This window comes from Rhodoferax sp. SPJ21 (assembly GCF_058216335.1).
The window spans coordinates 152,258-170,529 of the sequence record NZ_JBYZMO010000003.1 but is presented as its reverse complement, the minus strand read 5'-3'; the positions used below and the strand labels follow the sequence as shown (position 1 = coordinate 170,529).

Below are 18,272 nucleotides of genomic sequence, written 5' to 3'. Positions count from 1 at the left end.
ATCAGTCCAGGTGGAACATGCAGGGCAGCGGCTCGGCCACCGGGCTGCCGTCGGGGTTGGCGCGCATCAGGTCGGCCATATAGGCCCACCAGCGCTGCATGACCGGGTGCTGGGGCAGGGCGTCCATGGTGTGGCCGGCGGCGCGGCGCAGCACGGCGAACAGCACATGGTGTTCCTCATCGAGGTAGATGCTGTAGTCGCTCACGCCCGCTGTTTTCAGCAGGGCCACCAGCTCGGGCCAGATCTCGTCGTGGCGCTTTTTGTATTCCGCCACGCAGCCCGGGTGCAGGAACATGCGGAAGGCGTATTTCTCCGAGCTAATTTCAACGCTCATGCCAACAGCCTCCGGCCAGGCCGCTTGAACATGCGCGGCAAGACCATGGAGACGATCAGCAGCGCGCCAATCACCATGCTCATCACAATGCCGGTCACGTTCGCCATGCCCATGGCAAAGGTGAACAGGCCCAGCAGCAGCACGGCCAGCATGGTGCCCACGATGCTGCCGCGCCCGCCTTCGATGGCCACGCCGCCCAGGATCACCATGGTGATGGCGTCCAGCTCCCAGCCCATGGCGATGTTGGGGCGGGTGCTGCCGATGCGGCCGGTCAACATGATGGCTGCCAGCGCCGCCATCAGGCCGGCAAATACAAACAGACCCATGCGGTAACGGTCGGCCGCAATACCCGAGAAGCGGGCCGCTACTGGGTTCGCGCCCACCGCATACAGCCGGCGGCCCAGCACGGTGCGGTGCAGCACCACGCCCACCGCCACGGCACACAGCAGCAGGATGGCGAATTCAATCGGCAACACCAGCCAGCGCACGCCAATCAGCTCGCCCACATAGGCATTGCCCAGGGTGGAGAAGGCCTCGGGGTAGCCAGAGATGGCTTTGTCGCCCAGTGCCACCAGGGCCAGGCCCCGGTACAGGGACAAGGTGCCAATCGTCACCACGATGGAGGGCAGTTTGTAGCGCGTCACCAGCCAGCCGTTCAGCCCGCCGGCAATAGCACCGGTGGCAAATGCCGCCAGCGTGATGCCCAGCGGACCGGCCCCCGCCCGCATGGAAAAGCCCATGGCCAGCGAACAAAGCGCCAGCGTGGCGGCGATGGACAGGTCAATTTCGCCTGTGATGATGAGCAAGGCCAGGGCCAGCGCCAGAATGCCTTTTTCGCTGAAATTGAAGGTGCTGTCGGCCAGCGCGTCGGGCGACATAAAGCCCGGTTGCGTCACGCCAAACACCACCAAAAGCAGTACCAGCAGGGCCAGCAGCACCCGTTCCCATGTGTTCCAGGCCTTCATGCCAGACTCCCTTTACGTTCCAGAATTTGGCGCCCAGCGCGCCGCTCGGCGCGGGCATTCACCGCCACCGAAACCAAGATCACCGCGCCGGCAATTGCCTGCTGCCAGAAGGGCGACACCTGGATCACCGGCAAGGCACCGTTGACCACGCCGATAAACAGCACGCCTAAAGCGGCGCCCAGCACGCTGCCCACGCCGCCGCCAATGCTCACGCCGCCGATCACGCAGGCCGCCACCACGGTCAGCTCATAGCCTGCGGCCAGCTCGGTGTAGGCGATGGAATAGCGTCCCACCCACAGCAGCCCTGACAGCCCGGCCAGCATGCCGGATAGCGTGTAGACCATCAGCAGCCGCTTGTTGGCCGAGATGCCTACATAGGCCGCTGCATGCGGGTTGCCGCCCAGGGCGTAGATTTCGCGGCCTTCACGGCGCAGCTTCAAAAACACGGCACTGGCAGCCAGCACGGCCAGCGCAAACCACACCAGGGCGGGCAGGCCCAGCCAGACCTCGCGCGGCAGGCCCTTGATGGCGGGGTGGATGTCCTGGTCGGAAATCCAGGCGCCCTTGCTGGCCACAAAAATCGCGCCCCGGTAGGCCGACAGCGTGCCCAGCGTCACCACAATGGGTGGCAGTGCAAAGCGGGTAATCAGCCAGCCGTTGACGCTGCCCAGCAGCGCGCCTACCACCAAGGACACCAATATCAGCAGCACGATGGGCGCCTCGGGCCAGGCCCGGCCCAGCAGCGCGCAGACCATACCCGTCAGCGCCAGGTTGGATGCGACCGACAGGTCGATGCCACGGGTCAGCAACACCAGCATCTGGCCCATGACCAGGATGCTCAGGATGGCTGAGTCGTTGGCGATATCCAGCCCGTTGCGCCAACTGAGGAACACGGGAGCCCGCGCACCTACGGCCAGGGCAATCACCACGATGATGGCCAGGAGCAGCCATTCCCTGCGAATCACGTTAAATTTTTTCATGCTGCAAATGCCTCTAGCAATACCTGGGTGGGCCGCGCCGCAGGCGGCGGGCTGTTGGCTGCAGTGGCGCCGGATGCCGCCGCCACAATGGCTTCCGCATGCGCGTCGGCACGGGCAAATTCGGCCACCTGCACGCCACGCCGCATGACGATGGTGCGGTGGGCCAGGTTCATCACCTCGGGTAGTTCGCTGGACACCAGAATCACCGCCAGGCCTTGTTCCACCATTTCTGCAATCAACTGGTACACAGCCTGCTTGGCACCCACGTCGATGCCCTTGGTGGGCTCGTCCAGGATCACGATGCGTGGCTCCAGGCCCAGCCATTTGGCGATCACCACCTTTTGCTGGTTGCCGCCCGACAGGCCGGACAGCAGGGTGTCGGGCGAGTGCGTCTTGATGCGCAGGCGCTCGATCATGCGTTGGCACAGTGCCGATTCGCGCACTTGCGATAGCCAGGGCCCACGTGCAAAGCGGCTCAGGCCCGCCAGGCTGATGTTGTGCTGCACCGAAAAGCTCAGAATGCCACCCTGGCGCTGGCGCTCTTCCGGCACGTAGGCGATGCCGGCGTTGATGGCGTCCGCCGGATCTTTGGGTGAAAAGGGTTTGCCGCCGACGGTGAATGTGCCGTGGGCTGCGGGGTTCAGCCTCATCAGCGCCATCATGGATTCGCTGCGGCCAGAGCCGACCAGGCCGTAAAAGCCCAGGATTTCGCCCTTGCGCAAGGTGAAGTTCAGCTTGTCAAATTCGGTGGGGTGGGACAGGTCTTGCACCGTCAGCACCACCTCGCCCGGCACCGAGGTGATGGCGGGGTAGATCTGGTCGATGGCGCGGCCCGCCATCAGCTTCACCAGGTCTTGCTCGGTGGCATCGGCAATACGGCCGCTGCCCACGGTAGTGCCGTCGCGCAGCACCACATACTGGTCGGCCACGGCAAATATTTCGTCGAACTTGTGGGTGATGAAGATCACGCCCACACCTTGGGTACGCAGCTTGCGCACAATGCCGTAGAAGTCGCGGATTTCCTGCTGCGATAAGGCCGCTGTGGGCTCGTCCAGGATCACGACCTGGGCTTTTTGCGACAGGGCACGGGCGATCTCCACCAGGTGCCTCTCGGCCAGGCTCAGGTCTTTCACCACGGTGCTGGCCTGGAAGCGCGCACCGATCTGGTCCAGCACCTGCTGGGCCTGGGTGTTCATGCTCTTCCAGTCGATGAAAGGGCCGCGCATCAGGTGGCGGCCCACGTAAATGTTTTCGGCCACGCTGAGTTCTTCGAACATCACCGTTTCCTGGTGCACGGCCTGGATTCCAGCGGCCTTGGCAGTTTGGGCGTTGGCAAATTTGTGTGCCACGCCGTTGAGCGTGATGCTGCCTTCGTCCACCGGAATCACGCCGGTCAGCAGCTTGACCAAAGTGGACTTGCCGGCGCCGTTTTCGCCCACCAGGGCCAGCACTTCTCCGGCCTGCAAGTCCAGGTCCACGCCACGCAGCGCATGGGTAGCGCCAAAGCGTTTGTGGATGCCGCGCAGGCTAAGCAATACGTCACTCATTTAGAAATCCAGCTTTGCATAAAAAAGGGGCACCCACCCTGACAGAGATGCCCCATGAACTTGTTGGCTGGCACCCACAGATACCAGCGGGCCTGCCGCGTTAGAAAAACTTTGCAAACTTCTCTACGTTGGTTGCGTCGTAAGTAAACGGTTCCGACATAGCTGCTTCGCTGTTCGCGTCCAGCGTCACGGTACCTACACGGCCCAACGACACTTTTTCACCCGGCTTGCCGGTGACCTTGCCCGAGATGAATTGGCTGGCCGCATAGATGGACGAGTAGCCCAGGTCGATAGGGTTCCAAATGGCGAAGGACTTGACCGCGCCGCTCTTCACATGGCCAGCCATTTCAGAGGGCAGGCCCAGGCCTGTCACGAAGACGCTGCCCACCTTCTTTTCATCCTGTACAGCTTTGGCCGCTGCGGCCACACCCACGGTGGTGGGGGCGATGATGGCCTTCAGGTTGGGGTAGCTTTTGAACAGGCCTTGGGCTTCGCGGTAGCTCTTGTCGGTCTGGTCGTCGCCGTAGACCACGCTGACCAGCTTCAGGCCTTTGTAGGCGGGCTGGGCCAGCACTTTCTTGGCTTCATCGATCCATATGTTCTGGTTGGTGGCCTGGGCGGTGGCGGACAGGATGGCCACTTCACCGGTGGCGCCCACGGCGTCGGCCGTCATCTTCACCAGCTTTTCGCCGATCAGCGGGTTGCTGGAGGGGCTCAGGTGCATCATGCGGCCGTCTTTGCGCACGCCGGAGTCGAACGAGATGACCTTGATGCCACGGTCCATGGCGCGCTTGAGCACAGGTGCCAGGGCGTCGGGGTCGTTGGCCGAGATGACGATGGCCGAGACCTTTTGGGCGATCAGCGAATTGACGATTTCGATCTGGCCTTCGGCCGTGGCCTTGGCGGGGCCGGTGTAAATGATTTCCACATTCTTCAGCTCTTTGGCTGCTTCCTGCGCACCCTGGTTGGCCGCGTCAAAGAAGCCGTTGCCCAGGCTTTTCACCACCAGGGCGATCTTGTCGGCTGCAAAGGCCGGGCTGGCCAAGGCTGCGCCGAGGGCCACGGTGATCAGGGTTTTGAGGTGTTTTTGCATGCTTGTCTCCTGGATGTCGTTGTTGGTATCAAAAGTTGGCTTGAAGGCCGGAGTCGCTACCGACGGCACGTATGCCGGCAGTGTCGATGGGGTTGCGCCGTAGCTTGATGCAGGTGCGCTTAAACAATGCCGCTGCTGGGACCGCTGGCAGGGCGGATCGCCGCCATATCGGCACGGTAGCCGCTGGCGCGGTAGGTAGCCACCGGGTCGACCGCACCGCCCGCATCCAGGCGGATCTTTTGCAGCAGCGGTGTCACGTCGGTGTGGAAGGCGGCCTTCAAGGTCTGCGCCGCCATCAGCACATCGTTGCTGTCCTGGTAGCCGGTGAGGGCCACGCGGTCCACCAGCAGGGCCTGGGCGTAGCAGCGCTGTACGGTGACGGCGCTGGTCATCAGGCTCTCTATCGGGTCGGTCACGTTGTGCGACTGGTCCAGCATGTAGGCGGGTTTGAAGTTGGGCGCCTTGCTTTGCGCTGCGTCCACTAGCTCGTTGAACACCAGGAATAGCTGGAAGGGGTTGATGCTGCCGCTGTCCAGGTCGTCGTCGCCATACTTGCTGTCGTTGAAGTGGAAGCCGGCCAGCTTTTGTGCATGTACCAGGCGGGCCACAATCATCTCGATATTGGTGTTCGGCGCATGGTGGCCCAGGTCCACCAGGCAGCGGGCCTTCTCGCCCAGGCTTTGGGCGGCCAGCAGGCTGGAGCCCCAGTCCTGGATCACGGTGGCGTAGAAGGCCGGTTCGAACATCTTGTGTTCCAGGAACATGTTCCAGTCGGCCGGCAGGGCGGCGTAGATCTGGCGGTTGCTGTCCAGGTAGCGGTCGAACTGGCGGCGGAAGTGGCTTTGGCCGGGGAAGTTGGAGCCATCGCCAATCCACACCGTCAGCGCCTTGCTGCCGATCTGCTTGCCGATCTCTATGCACTCCAGGTTGTGCGCCACAGCCTGGGCGCGCACGCCGGCGTCGGCATGGGTCAGGCTGCCGAATTTGTATGACAGCGGCTGGTCCTTCTGGTCGGAGAAGGTGTTGGAGTTGACCGCGTCAAAGCCCAGGCCGAAGGACTCGGCATGCTGGCGCAGTTCTTTGTAATCGCTGACCTTGTCCCAGGGGAAATGCGGCGACACGGTGGGCGTGCAGCGCACCAGTTGCTGGATCACGCCGCAGTCCTGCAGCTTGTCGAACACATTGCGCGGCTCACCCTTGCCGGGGAAGCGGGCGAAGCGGGTGCCGCCGGTGCCCACACCCCAGCTGGGTACGGCCACCGCGAACTTGGCTACCTCGGCTTTCAACACGTCGATATCGACGCCACGGCGGGCCAGCTGCTCGCCCAGATATTTGTAGTCGGAATCGACTCTGGCGCTTGCGTTATGTGCGTGGTCAGCTATTAATTCAGGAGCAATTTTGGTCGTGGTCATGTCTGTCTCATTTGTTTTGTTTTACCGTCGAATTAACGCGCAATCATCGCGTATTCAGCGGGGGAATGCTGCAAGGTTGCCCGCATCCACATTGATGATGTTGCCGGTCGATTTGGCGGCCAGGTCGCTGGCCAGGAAGTAGGTGGCTTCGGCAATGTCTTCGGGGAAGACGCTGCGCTTCAGCATGGAGCGGTCGCGGTAGAAGGCTTCCAGTTCTTCTTCGCTGATCTTGTTGGCGGCGGCGCGTTCCTGGCTCCAGGCACCCGTCCAGATCTTGCTGCCGCGTATCACCGCATCGGGGTTGACCACATTGGAGCGTATGCCCAGCGGCGCGCCTTCCAAGGCAAAGCTGCGCGAGAGCTGGATCTCGGCCGCCTTCGCGGCGCAATAGGCGCTGGCCTGGGCGCTGGCCACCATGCCGTTCTTGCTGGCGATGTAGACCATGGCACCGCCAATGGCCTGGGCCTTCATCAGGCGGAAACATTCACGGCCCACCAGGAAATAGCCGGTGGCCAGGATGTTCTGGTTCCGCATCCACAGCGCCAGGCTGGTGTCTTCGATCGGTGCCGCCGAGGCGATGCCGGCATTCGACACCAGAATGTCCACGCCGCCAAATTCCAGCGTGGTTTGCTCGTAGGCGTTGATGACGGATTCTTCGGACGTCACGTCGCAGACCATGCTGCGCACCACGTCTTTGCCGTAGCGCTTGGCTAGTTCGGCGCGGGTGGATTCGAGTGCCTCGGCATCGATGTCCAGCAGAGCCACGCAGCCGCCTTCGTTCAAAAAGCGCTCGACGATGGCCCGGCCAATGCCGCCGGCGCCGCCGGTCACCACCGCAACCTTGCCGACCAGGGGCTTGGCCTTGGGCATGCGTTGCAGCTTGGCTTCTTCCAGCAGCCAGTATTCGATGTCAAAAGCTTCCTGCTCGGGCAGGCCCACATAGGTGTCGATGGCGTTGGCGTCGCGCATCACGTTGATGGCGTTGACGTAGAACTCGCCAGCGATGCGCGCCGTGGCCTTGTCTTTTGCAATCGACACCATGCCGATGCCGGGCAGCAGGATGATGACCGGGTTTGCGTCGCGCAGGGCTGGGCTGTCTGGGCGCTTGCAGCGCTCGTAGTAGGCGGCGTAGTCGGCGCGGTAGGCGACCAGCTTCTCTTCCAGCGCGGCGGCCAAGGCGGCGCCTTCCAGGTTGTAGACAGACGCTTCCAGGATCAACGGGCGGATCTTGGTGCGCAGGAAATGGTCGGGGCAGGACGTGCCCATCGCCGCCAGCGGCGCCAGGTCGCGGCTGTTGACGAATTCCATCACCGTGGCTTGGCGGTCTACGTGCAGCAGCTTGTGGCCGCTCTTCGAAGCTAGGCCGCGCAGCACCGGCAGCACACGGGCCAGGGTCGCGTCTTGCTCGGCGGTGGGTAGCGATTCCTGCGCCACGCCGCCAAAGCTCACGGCCTTGCGGGCCATGCGTTCGCGGCCCAGCCAGTTTTGCGCATGGGCGATGACGCCCACGGTGTTTTCATAGCAGCTCTTGGCCGTGTCGCCCCAGGTGAACAGGCCATGGCCGGCCAGCACCAGGCCGCGCTGGTCGGGATGCGCGGCTTGGTAGCGCTGCAGCATCAGGCCGAGTTCGAAGCCAGGTTTGCGCCAGGGCAGCCAGCCTACCGTGCCTTCAAAAATCTTGGCGGTCAGTGCTTCGCTGTTGGCCATGGCGGCAATCGCAATCACCGCATCAGGGTGCATGTGGTCCACATGGGCGAACGGCAGGTAGGCGTGCAGCGGCGTGTCGATGCTGGCGGCACGTGGGTTCAGGTTGAAGGTGCAGTGCGGCAGGTAGGCCACCATCTCGTCTTCAAACTGCGGGCCGCGGTACAGCTTTTGCAGCGCGTTCAGCTTGTCCATGTACAGGGTGCTGAAGCCGTCGAGCTTCATCGAACCCACGTCGCCGCCCGATCCCTTGACCCACAGCACCGTCGTGTCCTGGCCGCTCAGCGGGTCTTTTTGCACCAGCTTTGCCGACGTGTTGCCGCCACCGTAGTTGGTGATACGCAGGTCAGAGCCCAGCAGGTTGGAGCGGTATAGCAGCAGGCCGGACGCATCCAGCGTGGCGGCATGGGCGTCGTTCCAGGTGGGAAAGGGGGCAATGGTGGTGTGGGGCATGGGGGCGAATCGGGAGTGGGCGGGGTTGCGATGGGCTGAAGTCTAGGTAGCGCCATGCATATCGACAACACATAGGTTTTTATGTTTTGGCAAAGTTTTGCTTATACTTTTGACCTGCTCGGGCAGGGGTTTGCGCCCAATGCCCGTGGGGCCTGAAATGCTGCGTTGCAGCTTAGGGAAACCCCCTGCAAGCCCATGGCCAGTGGGCCGATTTCGCCCGCTATTCAAGGCCCGCGTTGCGGGTGAAACCCTGTACTGTTTCGCATGAAAAACACCACCCTGCGCCAGCTGCGCATCTTTGAAGCCGTGGCCACCACGCTGAGCTACTCGCGCGCTGCCGAGCAGCTGCACCTCACGCAACCGGCGGTGTCCATGCAAATCAGCCAGCTGCAGGACGATGTGGGCCAGCCCTTGTTCATCAAGACCGGCAAGCGCCTGGTGCTGAGCCCGCCCGGCGAAGCCCTACTGCGTCACACCCGCCGCATCCTGGACCAGGTGCGCATTGCAGACGAGGCCATGGCCGCCAGCCGCAGCGGCGAGGGCGGGCTACTGCACCTGGGCGTAGTGCCCACCGCGCACTACTTTGCGCCCGCACTGCTGATGGCCTTCAAGGCGCGGCACCCGGGCATACGCTTCAAGCTGACTGTGGAGCGGCGCGAGAAAATCCTGGCCATGCTGCAAGACCACCAGCTGGACGTGGCCATCGGCGGTTACCCGCCCAGCGAGGCCGATGTGGAGGCCGAAACCTTTGCCCGCAACCCCCACTGCATCGTCGCCCCGCCGAACCACCCCTTGGCAACTAAACGCAAGCTGACCTGGGCAGATTTGCGTACCGAAGACTTCATCTTCCGCGAGCCCGGCTCCGCCACGCGCCAGTTCCTGGAACACCTGTTGCAATCGCAGTCGCTGCAGGTGAATGTGTCCATGGAGCTATCCGGCAACGAGACCATCAAACAGGCCGTGATGGTCGGCATGGGCATCAGCTTCTTGTCCGCCCACGTGTTCCAAGTCGAGCTGGCGGCGGGGATGCTGGCGGTGCTGGATCTGCAGGACATGCCGAAGATGCTGGACTGGTGCTTGCTGCACCGAAGGGATGCTGTTCCGTCCGATCTGGGGGCGGCGTTTCGGGACTTTGTACTGGCGGATGGGGCGGGGTTTGCGGCGTGTCGGCTGTAGGGAATGGCTCACCCCCAGGCTGCACACTTCGTGTTTTCGCCTCCCCCCTTGCAGGGGGCGAACCCAGTGGCCCGGCGAAGCCGGTTCTTCGGGTTCCTGGCTTAGCAGTCGTTGTGCCCGACGCTAGGCGTGTTTGTTGCTATTTTGCGATCTCGCATTCAATTTTGGCTCTTGGGGCGGAAGTTGCGCTTTCGATGTTGCAGATGAGCTTGGTTCTCTCAGAAGTCACTTGTGGTTTTGACGGTGCCAATGCTGCCGTAATTGCAAACAAGAGCGGGCTGAGTGCAGTTGCAAGTCGTAGTTTGTTAAGGTTACTGGCCCGCTTCGCATTGATCCCGGCGGCTTCCTTGATGCGGATACCAATATTCTTAACTTCCTCCTCCCGAATCTCGTCAATTGAGTATTCGGGGTGCATCAGATTTTCGGGGTCTTGGTAAAGCGCGGGATAACTTTGGAACATCATGCAACTTCTGACTAAGAGCACTGCGAGACTCAGCAAGTAGATGCAAACTGCTGTGGCCGCAATTTCTATCGGCCCGGGAGTTCCCGGATCAAATATTTTTGCGGCATAGGCAGCCGATCCACCAATTGCCGCGAGGAGGACCGTGAGGGTCGTCTGCGCCTCTTTTGCAACTATCTCTGCAGTTGCGAATCGTGCTTTAAGGCTTTCCTGGCCTTGCTTTTCGACCCATTCAAGAGTTTTCGGCCAGTCAGGGTGTGGAGTTGTCATTGCGTATTCGTCGTTTTAGCGAGCAGCCTTCTTGGCGGGAGTGGCCTTTTTCGCAGGTGCGGCTTTCTTGGCAGAAGTAACCTTCTTAGAAGCTAGGACCGTACCTGCACGCGTAACGCGTACTTCCTTCGTCGGTTGCTTGACGACTAAATTGGGCTTTTGCTGTTGCTCATTCACAAGACGACTCATCCACGAGGACGAGAGGGCGCGGGAGGCCGATTCCTTACGTCACGAGCTGGCTGCGGAACTACAGGTCGACTCGGTGCAGGTGCAGGGGAGTTTGGAGTTGGGGCGGTAGCCATTTCATCTTTCTTGTTATTACGGGGGCAAGTGTGACATGAGGTACTGCAACACCGATACGAAGCCTTGTTGGAGAAGAGCGGCGCGGTGTATCCAGTAACCCCCGGTCAGTATTAAAAGCATAGCAAGAACTGCAATATTTACCTGCGCTAGACGCAAATTTAAGGTCCTTTTTCCGTGGGTCATGGATCCATTGAAGAGCATCAAGTTTCTACCTGAGAGCCACTCCTTTATCTTCTCCCAACCGCTGCACTGTCAACGCACACCGCTGCCCCAGCAATCCCACGATCTCCCCCAGCACCACGTGCCCATTGCCTTGCAGTTCCATCGTGGCCAGCGTAATCCGCGCCAAGGCTGGCAGCCGGTCGGCAATTTCCAGAATCCGTTTCCTCACCAGCGCAGGCGACAGCCCGGCGGCCTCGGCAAACTGCATCCAGTGGTGGGCCAGCACTTCGCTGAACTTGTATTTGCTGCCGATTTTCATGGCCATTTTGTCGGTCAGGCGCGGGTAGACCGCCGTACACAGCAGGTCGTAGAGCGGGGCCAGCACCGTGCCGCGTGGGGTGTGCAGGAGTGAGAAGTTCTTGGCATGCGCGTCGTGGTTGCCGACCAGGGCGTTGAACACCACGGCATCCAGCAGCTTCAGCACCTGCACGGCACTGGGGCGGGTGGTGTTGCGCAGCAGGATAAAGGCATCGGCGAGACCCGGGCCGCCTTCGTTTTGGTACTTGGTTTCGGGCGGCACGCCCAGGGCCTGGCAGAAGTCTTCCTGGTGCAGCCGCGTGGGTAAGCCGTCGGTGCCCGTTGCCGGTACGCGGTCGTAGCGCGTGACCAGCAGGTAGGGGCGGCCATCGATCTGGCGCACGCTGGCAGGGGCTACGTCTAGGCCCATGGCCACGGCCAGCGCCATGCAAAAGCCTTCGTTGTGCACGCTGCCGTCGATCCCGGCAATTGCGGGTTTGATGATGTGGCTGCTGGGCGTGCCCAATAGGGGCAGGCCGATGCGGTGTCCGTCTGCCACCACTGGCAGTTTGTCTTGCGCGCCCGCCAGCGACAGGCGCAGGCCGTCCTCGCCGGCCAGCATGGGGCGCTGGGGCATTTCATCCAGCAGGCGCAGCAGTTGGGCGTCGTCCAACCAGCGCACGGTGGGCGGGGTGTGGGGGGCAGGCAAGGCCTGGCCGGATTCGAGCAGCGTGACGGCCCCGGCGCATTCGCCGCCAATACCGTCGAGCAGTCCAAAGTCGTTCTGACGCGATACCTGCAGTGCCTGGGCGATCAGCTTGCGTTTGTCGCCTTCGGGCAGCAGCCCGGCGAAGAAAGGGCGGGTGGCACGGTCGTCAAACGCTGCGGTTTGCAGCGGCAGCGAATGCGACAGTGCGTGGGCACCGCTGCTGACCAGCCAATCGGGTGCGTAGCTGAAGTTGAGCCGTCCGTTCACTTGCGCCAGCTTGCCCACCAGGTGTTCGAACAGGTACACATCGAGTTGGCCCGGCATGTTAAGCACCTTCCGAGGCCGAGGGCAGCCCCTCCACCCGCAACTCCCCCCCCAGCGCATGCAGCACCCGCAAAATATGCTCCAGCCGCAGCGTAGGTTTGCCTGCCTCCATCTCCACCACAAAACGCACGCCTACTCCCGCAGCCAGGGCCAGTTGCGGCTGGGTCAGGCCGAGCTGTTTGCGAGCGGCACGGGTGGCGGTGCCCAGGTCGGCGGGGGAGGGGATGGCGGTCATGGTGATTTCCTGTTCGGGAAATTATGCAGTTAAAACTGCATAATGGCAAATAAATGCCCCGTTCGGGAAATTAAAGGCTAGATAGGCAATTTTTTTACAAAAATATTGCGTACGGGAAATTTCTCCAAAATGCTTGGCTGGCAAGCCGCAGCACGTACCACCTGTGACCAAAACCTTAAATCCCACGGGTCATCCCACCGCCGCTAACCTGTCATCCATCCCCAAATTTTCTCCACCTTCCAAGGACCCCACATGACCGATACCTGCGCCTACATACCCCCCAAAGTCTGGACCTGGGACCAGGAAAACGGTGGGCAGTTCGCCAATATCAACCGGCCTATCTCCGGCCCCACGCATGACAAGGTGCTGCCGGTGGGGCAGCACCCGCTGCAGCTGTATTCGCTGGCCACGCCGAATGGCGTCAAGGTCACCATCCTGCTGGAGGAGCTGCTGGCGCTGGGCCACACCGGCGCGGAATACGACGCCTGGCTGATCCGCATCAACAACGGAGACCAGTTCGGCAGCGGCTTTGTGGAGGTCAACCCCAATTCCAAGATACCGGCGCTGCTGGACCGCAGCGGTGCTGAGCCGGTGCGCGTCTTCGAGTCGGGTGCGATCCTGCAGCACCTGGCGGAGAAGTTTGGCGCGTTTTTGCCCGCCAGCGGCGCGGCGCGGGCCGAATGCCTGTCGTGGCTGTTCTGGCAAATGGGCAGCGCGCCGTTTCTGGGCGGTGGCTTCGGGCATTTTTATGCCTACGCGCCGGCCAAGTTTGAGTACCCTATCAACCGCTACGCGATGGAAGTGAAGCGTCAGCTGGATGTACTGGACCACCAACTGGCCAAGCACACCTACCTGGCGGGCGAGGACTACACCATCGCCGACATGGCAGTGTGGCCATGGTACGGCGGCCTGGTGTTGGGCCAGCTGTATGGCGCGGCCGAGTTTTTGAGCGTGCACGAATACACCCACGTTATGCGCTGGGCCACGCAGATCGCCGCACGCCCAGCGGTGCAGCGCGGTCGCATGGTCAACCGCGCCTGGGGTGAGCCATCCGAGCAGTTGCATGAACGCCATGCCGCCAGCGATTTCGACACGCAAACCCAGGACAAGCTGGCCGCCAAGGGCTGAAATGCGGTGGAGCGACGTGATGCGGTGCGGCGCATAGCGTCGCATGGCATCGCAATAGACCGCAAGAAAATTTTCAAGAAAATGGCCGCTGGCGCAGGCAGCGTCTACGGCACAAGCTATGCAATGTGTAGCAAGGCGTGCGGCGCAGTGCCAGCGGTCTTGCCGTCTGCGTTGTGCCATACATCGCTGATGCCGGGTGCGCAAGCCCGGGACCTCCGATGCGGGTGGCCGCACGGATGGTTTGAGCTTGTGGCGTGCCCGTATCGCGTTGCCCTAATAAAACACCCGCTAGCGCAGAAGATACCTGCGCTGGAAGCTATCGAAAAGATAGTGAAAGCTGGTTTGCGGCAGATGGTCTTCAGCCTATTTAAGCGCCGTATGCAAGTTTGCGTAACCATGCTCCACAAAGCCCGTTTACACACATACACTGGTAATTAGATGGGCGAAACAGGCAGATAAGAGCAGAAGAACCTGGTGGCGCCCCGGGGTCGCCGCACGGCAATGCGGCTTAGTACCAAGAAAGGGGTATATCTTGGACATCATGGACAGACGTAACGGCAGCCTGGTTGCCGTGGGGCAAGGGCTTCATCGCCGGGTGAGTGACCGAAATGGTGAAGCGCCAGCGCCCGCGCAAGCCCAGCCCATACACATCAACGATGAGCATGGCGACATGCACCACGCCATGTACACCATGCACCTCAGCCAGCAAGAATTGGAACGCCAAAACCAGGAGCTGCTGCACAGCCAGGCCTTGGCCGATGCCTCGCGCACGCACTATCTGGATCTATTTGACCAGGCGCCCGTGGGCTATTTCAGCCTGAATGAGCAGGGCGTGGTGCACGACGCGAATATCGCGGCAGCGTTGCTGCTGGGCCTGGCGCGCAAGAATCTGGTGGGCCAGCGCATGCACCGATTTGTAGAGTTGACGCAGCAGGAGGCCTTCCATGCCTACCGCAAGCGCCTGGTCGATACTGGTGCGCCCCAGACCTGCGATTTGCAGATGACCAAGGCCGACGGCAGCCGCTTGGGGGTGCATATGGTGGGTGTGGTGGCGCGCGATGCGGCAGGCCAGGCCGTGCAGCGCCTGGTGCTGACCGATGTGACGGTGGAGCACGCCGCCCTGGCTGCGCTGCGCGCCAGCGAGGCGCGCTACCAGGCGCTGGTGGAGTGGTCGCCGGATGCCATATGCGTGTACCGCGCCGGTAAGGTCATTTACGCCAATGCGGCGGCGGCGGCCTTGCTGGGGGCTGCGGATGCCCGCGCGCTGCTGGGGCAGTCACGCCTGGAGCGACTGCACCCGGATTGCCATGCCGCCGCCATGGTGCGCCTGGCGCAGACCAGCCAGGTCCACGTGCCCTCAGCGCCGTTTGAAGAGGTGGTGCTACGCCTGGACGGCAGCGCCGTGCCAGTGCAGGCGCAAAGCATCACCACCGTGTACGACGGCGCGCCTGCGGTGCAGGTCAGCATGCGTGCGATTCCCGCTGCCAAACCCGCGCACTAGCGGTCTGCAGGCGGTCCTTCCGCGACCAGGCTTCTACGTCAGCAGCGCGGCAATCGCCATGCCCATCTCGGTGGTGGATGCGCTGCCCCCCAGGTCTGCCGTGCGCGGGCCGTGGGCCAGCACTTGTTCTATGGCCTGCAATATGGCGTCGTGCGCCTCGCGATGGCCCAGAAAGTCCAGCATCAGCGCGCCCGACCAGACCATGGCGACCGGGTTGGCGATGTTCTTGCCCGCAATGTCCGGGGCCGAGCCATGCACCGGCTCGAACAGCGAGGGGAAGCTGCGCTCCGGGTTCAGGTTGGCAGACGGTGCAATGCCAATGGTGCCGGTGCAGGCCGGGCCCAGGTCGGACAAGATGTCGCCAAACAAATTGGTGGCCACCACCACGTCGAAGCGGTCCGGCTGCAGCACAAAGCGCGCGCTCAGGATGTCGATGTGCTGCTTGTCCACCACCACCTGCGGGTAGTGCTGATGCATGGCGTCGGCCCGGCCGTCCCACCAGGGCATGCTGATGGCGATGCCGTTGGACTTGGTCGCCACGGTGAGCTTGTGGCGTGGGCGGCTTTGCGCCAGCTCAAACGCGTACTTCAGCACCCGGTCCGTGCCAAAGCGCGAGTACACCGACTCCTGGATGACGATCTCGCGGTCGGTGCCCGCATACATCACGCCGCCCAGGTTGGTGTACTCCCCCTCGGTGTTTTCGCGCACCACGAAGAAGTCGATGTCGCCCGGCTTGCGCCCGGCCAATGGGCAGGGCACGCCCTCGAACAGGCGCACCGGGCGCAGGTTGATGTACTGGTCGAACTCGCGGCGGAACTTCAGCAGTGAACCCCATAGCGACACATGGTCGGGCACGGTGTCTGGCCAGCCCACGGCGCCGAAGTAAATGGCGTCCATGCCCTGCAAATGGGCCTTCCAGTCGTCGGGCATCATCTGGCCGGTTTTTGCGTAGTAGCCGCAATGCGCCCAGTCGAAATGCTGGAACTGCAGCGCAATGCCAAAGCGCTGGGCCGCAGCCTGCAGCACGCGCAGGCCTTCGGGCATGACTTCCTGGCCAATGCCGTCTCCGGCGATGACGGCGATCTTGTAGGGCTGGGGCATGGTGTTCTTTCGGTATAGCGTTGAGATAGGTGCAGATGGCTGGATTTTTAATTGGCCACGCTAAATTTACAATCCGCTAGGTGTGAATCCACTATCAACACTTCGTGCATAAAACTCTGAACAACGACGACCTGCGCGTCTTCACTGTGGTGGCGCGCAAGGCCAGCTTTGCGGCGGCGGCCGACGAGCTTGGCACCTCGGTGGCCTATGTCAGCAAACGTATCCGCCTGCTGGAAGAGGCCCTGGCCGTGAAGCTGCTGCAGCGCACCACCCGCCGCGTGGTGGTGACGGAGGAGGGCGAGCGCGTCTTCCACTGGGCCGGGCAGATCCTGGACGGCGTGGACCAGCTGGTGCAAGAGGTGGGCCTGACCAAAGGCACGCCGCGCGGCACTTTGCGCATCAGCACCAGCTTTGGCTTTGGCCGCAACGTGGTGGCGCCCATGCTGTCGCGCATGTACGAGCAGTACCCCGAGCTGCAGCTGCGGCTGGAGGTGTTGGACCGCTTGGTGGACGTGGCCGCCGAGGGCTTCGACCTGGACGTGCGGGTGGGCGACGAGATTGCCCCGCACCTGATCGCCCGCCGCCTGGCCACCAACCGCCGCGTGCTGTGCGCCGCCCCCGCCTACTTGGCGCGGCGCGGCACACCGCGCACCCTGGCCGACCTGGCCGGCCACGACTGCCTGGTCATCAAGGAGCGCGACCACCCGTTTGGCGTGTGGCGGCTGCGCACCGGCGCCCAGCAGCAAGTGGCCAAGGTGACCGGCCCGCTGTCCACCAACCACGGCGAGATCGCGGTGCAGTGGGCCGTGGACGGGCGCGGCATCGTGCTGCGTTCGCTGTGGGACGTGGCGCCGCTGCTGCAGTCGGGCGCCCTGGTGCAAGTGCTGCCCGCCTACGACCAGCAGGCCGACGTGTGGGCCGTGTACCCCGCCCGCCTGACCACCTCCGCCAAGGTGCGGGTCTGCGTGGAGTATCTGCAGAGCTGTTTTGATGTCTTGCCCCAGATTGCGGGTGCTGCGTAATTGATAGCTGCTGGCGCAGGTTTTATCTGCGCTGGGGGCTTGTTTGGTTCGAATTTTTTGGTGGAGTGTCTAATGCGGACATTGTGGGGCGGCACATCGGTGGTCGCTGAGCAATTCGCTGGTTTTGACTATTCAATGTCTGCCTAGGAGAAAAACGAACGTCGCTTCAGGGCCCTAAGTGGACTTTTGAGGTTGTCGGTCAAGGTACGTGGCGCAATCGCCTTGCGCCAGGCATCTCCCTGACAGGTGCGTTATGCGTCGATTTTGATCTGCAGAACATTAGCGTCGACCACCTTTCTGACTGCCTCTGACAGTTCATCTTGCAGCCTCAATTTCTCAAAGTTTTTGAAGGCAGCGATGATGCAGTCCGCCGATTCTGATTGCGCGTCGATGTCCACTGAAGCATCATTCCTGCTGTCCATATGTTTGACTGCGTTCTTTGCGCCATAGGCAGCTTCGACAAGCTGCCGCTTCGTATGCTCGATGCCCGCTGCCGTCAACGCGCGCGTAGCTCGCATGCTGATTTCGTCAAAGTGGGCATCGAATCCCTCGATACGACACGCCTTGCCGCTAAGTTCTTCGGCGGCGCCAGCCAAGTGCAACGCCGAAAAGTAGTTGACATCGTGCAGCCACAGCGTGGCCGCAGTGTTTAGATATTCGATTGCAATGACGAGCTTATGAATTTCTGTTTTCATGACTTACAACGTTTGCCATAAGAAGCCACGAGCTGCTTGTGAGGTGACGTACTTTCGATGAAAAGGATCTACTTCACCGGGCCAGGGCCAGGATATGGGCTCTCATTGCCTGCAAGGTAATCACGGAAAGATCATCAGCCGGAGGGTTTGACTCCATTTGTTCGGCGTACTGTTGCAGTTTTTCTTTTTGGTCGGGTTGATCGCGGAGCAACAAACGCAAAACTAGCATCTGTGCCTTTTGTATCCCGTCTACGTATTCCAAGTGCTCACGAAGCTCAGTATCTGTCATTGGGCGCCTTGATGAAGGGTTCGCGAAAGGAGTATTGCTGGGCGTTCAATGCCCGCCTTTGCCCGATAGTACCAATTCAGTTCCACGTCTTCACATGGCGTTGGTGCCCGAT

General features: G+C 62.0%; 17 protein-coding genes. 4 read left to right on the top strand and 13 right to left on the bottom strand.

What is annotated here, in order from left to right:
- Position 1: 1 nt before the first annotated feature.
- The 7 genes from rhaM to AC4BBN_RS16120 all read right to left on the bottom strand — a co-directional run bounded on the left by rhaM (position 2) and on the right by AC4BBN_RS16120 (position 8,488).
- Positions 2-334, bottom strand: coding sequence for an L-rhamnose mutarotase (gene rhaM / locus AC4BBN_RS16150; protein ID WP_490593023.1), 333 nt, complete (start codon positions 332-334; stop codon positions 2-4).
- A complete protein-coding gene (locus tag AC4BBN_RS16145) occupies positions 331-1,299 on the bottom strand; it encodes an ABC transporter permease (protein ID WP_490593022.1) in 969 nt (322 codons plus the stop codon). Before AC4BBN_RS16145 ends, rhaM begins: the two co-directional genes overlap by 4 nt.
- On the bottom strand, positions 1,296-2,279 hold the full coding sequence (locus AC4BBN_RS16140; protein ID WP_490593021.1) for an ABC transporter permease: 984 nt from the start codon (positions 2,277-2,279) through the stop codon (positions 1,296-1,298). The genes AC4BBN_RS16145 and AC4BBN_RS16140 overlap by 4 nt, the downstream gene beginning before the upstream one ends.
- Complete coding sequence (locus tag AC4BBN_RS16135; protein WP_490593020.1) at positions 2,276-3,826, bottom strand: sugar ABC transporter ATP-binding protein; 1,551 nt, start codon at positions 3,824-3,826, stop codon at positions 2,276-2,278. The genes AC4BBN_RS16140 and AC4BBN_RS16135 overlap by 4 nt, the downstream gene beginning before the upstream one ends.
- Before the next feature lie 100 nt (positions 3,827-3,926).
- Positions 3,927-4,919: a rhamnose ABC transporter substrate-binding protein gene (rhaS, locus tag AC4BBN_RS16130; RefSeq protein WP_490593019.1), complete on the bottom strand. Its 993-nt coding sequence runs from the start codon at positions 4,917-4,919 to the stop codon at positions 3,927-3,929.
- A gap of 119 nt (positions 4,920-5,038) precedes the next feature.
- Positions 5,039-6,331 carry an L-rhamnose catabolism isomerase gene (rhaI, locus tag AC4BBN_RS16125; RefSeq protein WP_490593018.1) on the bottom strand — a complete coding sequence of 431 codons (1,293 nt, stop codon included), beginning with the start codon at positions 6,329-6,331 and terminating at the stop codon, positions 5,039-5,041.
- A gap of 54 nt (positions 6,332-6,385) precedes the next feature.
- Entirely contained in the window at positions 6,386-8,488 is a 2,103-nt protein-coding gene (locus tag AC4BBN_RS16120; RefSeq protein ID WP_490593017.1) for a bifunctional rhamnulose-1-phosphate aldolase/short-chain dehydrogenase, read from the bottom strand.
- Between the two features lie 264 nt (positions 8,489-8,752).
- On the opposite strand from AC4BBN_RS16120, the gene AC4BBN_RS16115 reads away from it, so the two are divergent.
- Positions 8,753-9,664: a LysR family transcriptional regulator gene (locus tag AC4BBN_RS16115; protein WP_490593016.1), complete on the top strand. Its 912-nt coding sequence runs from the start codon at positions 8,753-8,755 to the stop codon at positions 9,662-9,664.
- 139 nt (positions 9,665-9,803) lie between these two features.
- On the opposite strand, the gene AC4BBN_RS16110 is transcribed toward AC4BBN_RS16115, so the two are convergent.
- The 3 genes from AC4BBN_RS16110 to AC4BBN_RS16100 all read right to left on the bottom strand — a co-directional run bounded on the left by AC4BBN_RS16110 (position 9,804) and on the right by AC4BBN_RS16100 (position 12,424).
- A complete protein-coding gene (locus tag AC4BBN_RS16110; RefSeq protein ID WP_490593015.1) occupies positions 9,804-10,394 on the bottom strand; it encodes a hypothetical protein in 591 nt (196 codons plus the stop codon).
- Positions 10,395-10,905: 511 nt separating this feature from the next.
- Positions 10,906-12,189, bottom strand: coding sequence for a type II toxin-antitoxin system HipA family toxin (locus tag AC4BBN_RS16105; protein WP_490593014.1), 1,284 nt, complete (start codon positions 12,187-12,189; stop codon positions 10,906-10,908).
- A gap of 1 nt (position 12,190) precedes the next feature.
- Positions 12,191-12,424, bottom strand: a complete 234-nt coding sequence (locus AC4BBN_RS16100) for a helix-turn-helix transcriptional regulator (protein ID WP_490593013.1) — start codon at positions 12,422-12,424, stop codon at positions 12,191-12,193.
- Between the two features lie 252 nt (positions 12,425-12,676).
- On the opposite strand from AC4BBN_RS16100, the gene yghU reads away from it, so the two are divergent.
- Both yghU and AC4BBN_RS16090 read left to right on the top strand, forming a co-directional pair.
- Positions 12,677-13,552, top strand: coding sequence for a glutathione-dependent disulfide-bond oxidoreductase (yghU, locus tag AC4BBN_RS16095; RefSeq protein ID WP_490593012.1), 876 nt, complete (start codon positions 12,677-12,679; stop codon positions 13,550-13,552).
- Between the two features lie 541 nt (positions 13,553-14,093).
- The gene (locus tag AC4BBN_RS16090; protein WP_490593011.1) at positions 14,094-15,053 is read left to right on the top strand and encodes a PAS domain-containing protein; all 960 of its coding nucleotides are present in this window, start codon (positions 14,094-14,096) and stop codon (positions 15,051-15,053) included.
- 33 nt (positions 15,054-15,086) lie between these two features.
- Here the strand turns inward: AC4BBN_RS16090 and AC4BBN_RS16085 are convergent, their stop codons facing one another.
- Complete coding sequence (locus AC4BBN_RS16085) at positions 15,087-16,154, bottom strand: tartrate dehydrogenase (RefSeq protein ID WP_490593010.1); 1,068 nt, start codon at positions 16,152-16,154, stop codon at positions 15,087-15,089.
- A 104-nt stretch (positions 16,155-16,258) separates the two neighbouring features.
- Between AC4BBN_RS16085 and AC4BBN_RS16080 the strand changes: the two genes are divergently transcribed.
- The gene (locus AC4BBN_RS16080) at positions 16,259-17,176 is read left to right on the top strand and encodes a LysR family transcriptional regulator (RefSeq protein WP_490593009.1); all 918 of its coding nucleotides are present in this window, start codon (positions 16,259-16,261) and stop codon (positions 17,174-17,176) included.
- Between the two features lie 251 nt (positions 17,177-17,427).
- On the opposite strand, the gene AC4BBN_RS16075 is transcribed toward AC4BBN_RS16080, so the two are convergent.
- Together AC4BBN_RS16075 and AC4BBN_RS16070 are read right to left on the bottom strand one after the other, a co-directional pair.
- Positions 17,428-17,871 carry a hypothetical protein gene (locus tag AC4BBN_RS16075; RefSeq protein ID WP_490593008.1) on the bottom strand — a complete coding sequence of 148 codons (444 nt, stop codon included), beginning with the start codon at positions 17,869-17,871 and terminating at the stop codon, positions 17,428-17,430.
- A 73-nt stretch (positions 17,872-17,944) separates the two neighbouring features.
- The gene (locus tag AC4BBN_RS16070) at positions 17,945-18,160 is read right to left on the bottom strand and encodes a hypothetical protein (protein WP_490593007.1); all 216 of its coding nucleotides are present in this window, start codon (positions 18,158-18,160) and stop codon (positions 17,945-17,947) included.
- Positions 18,161-18,272: the final 112 nt, after the last annotated feature.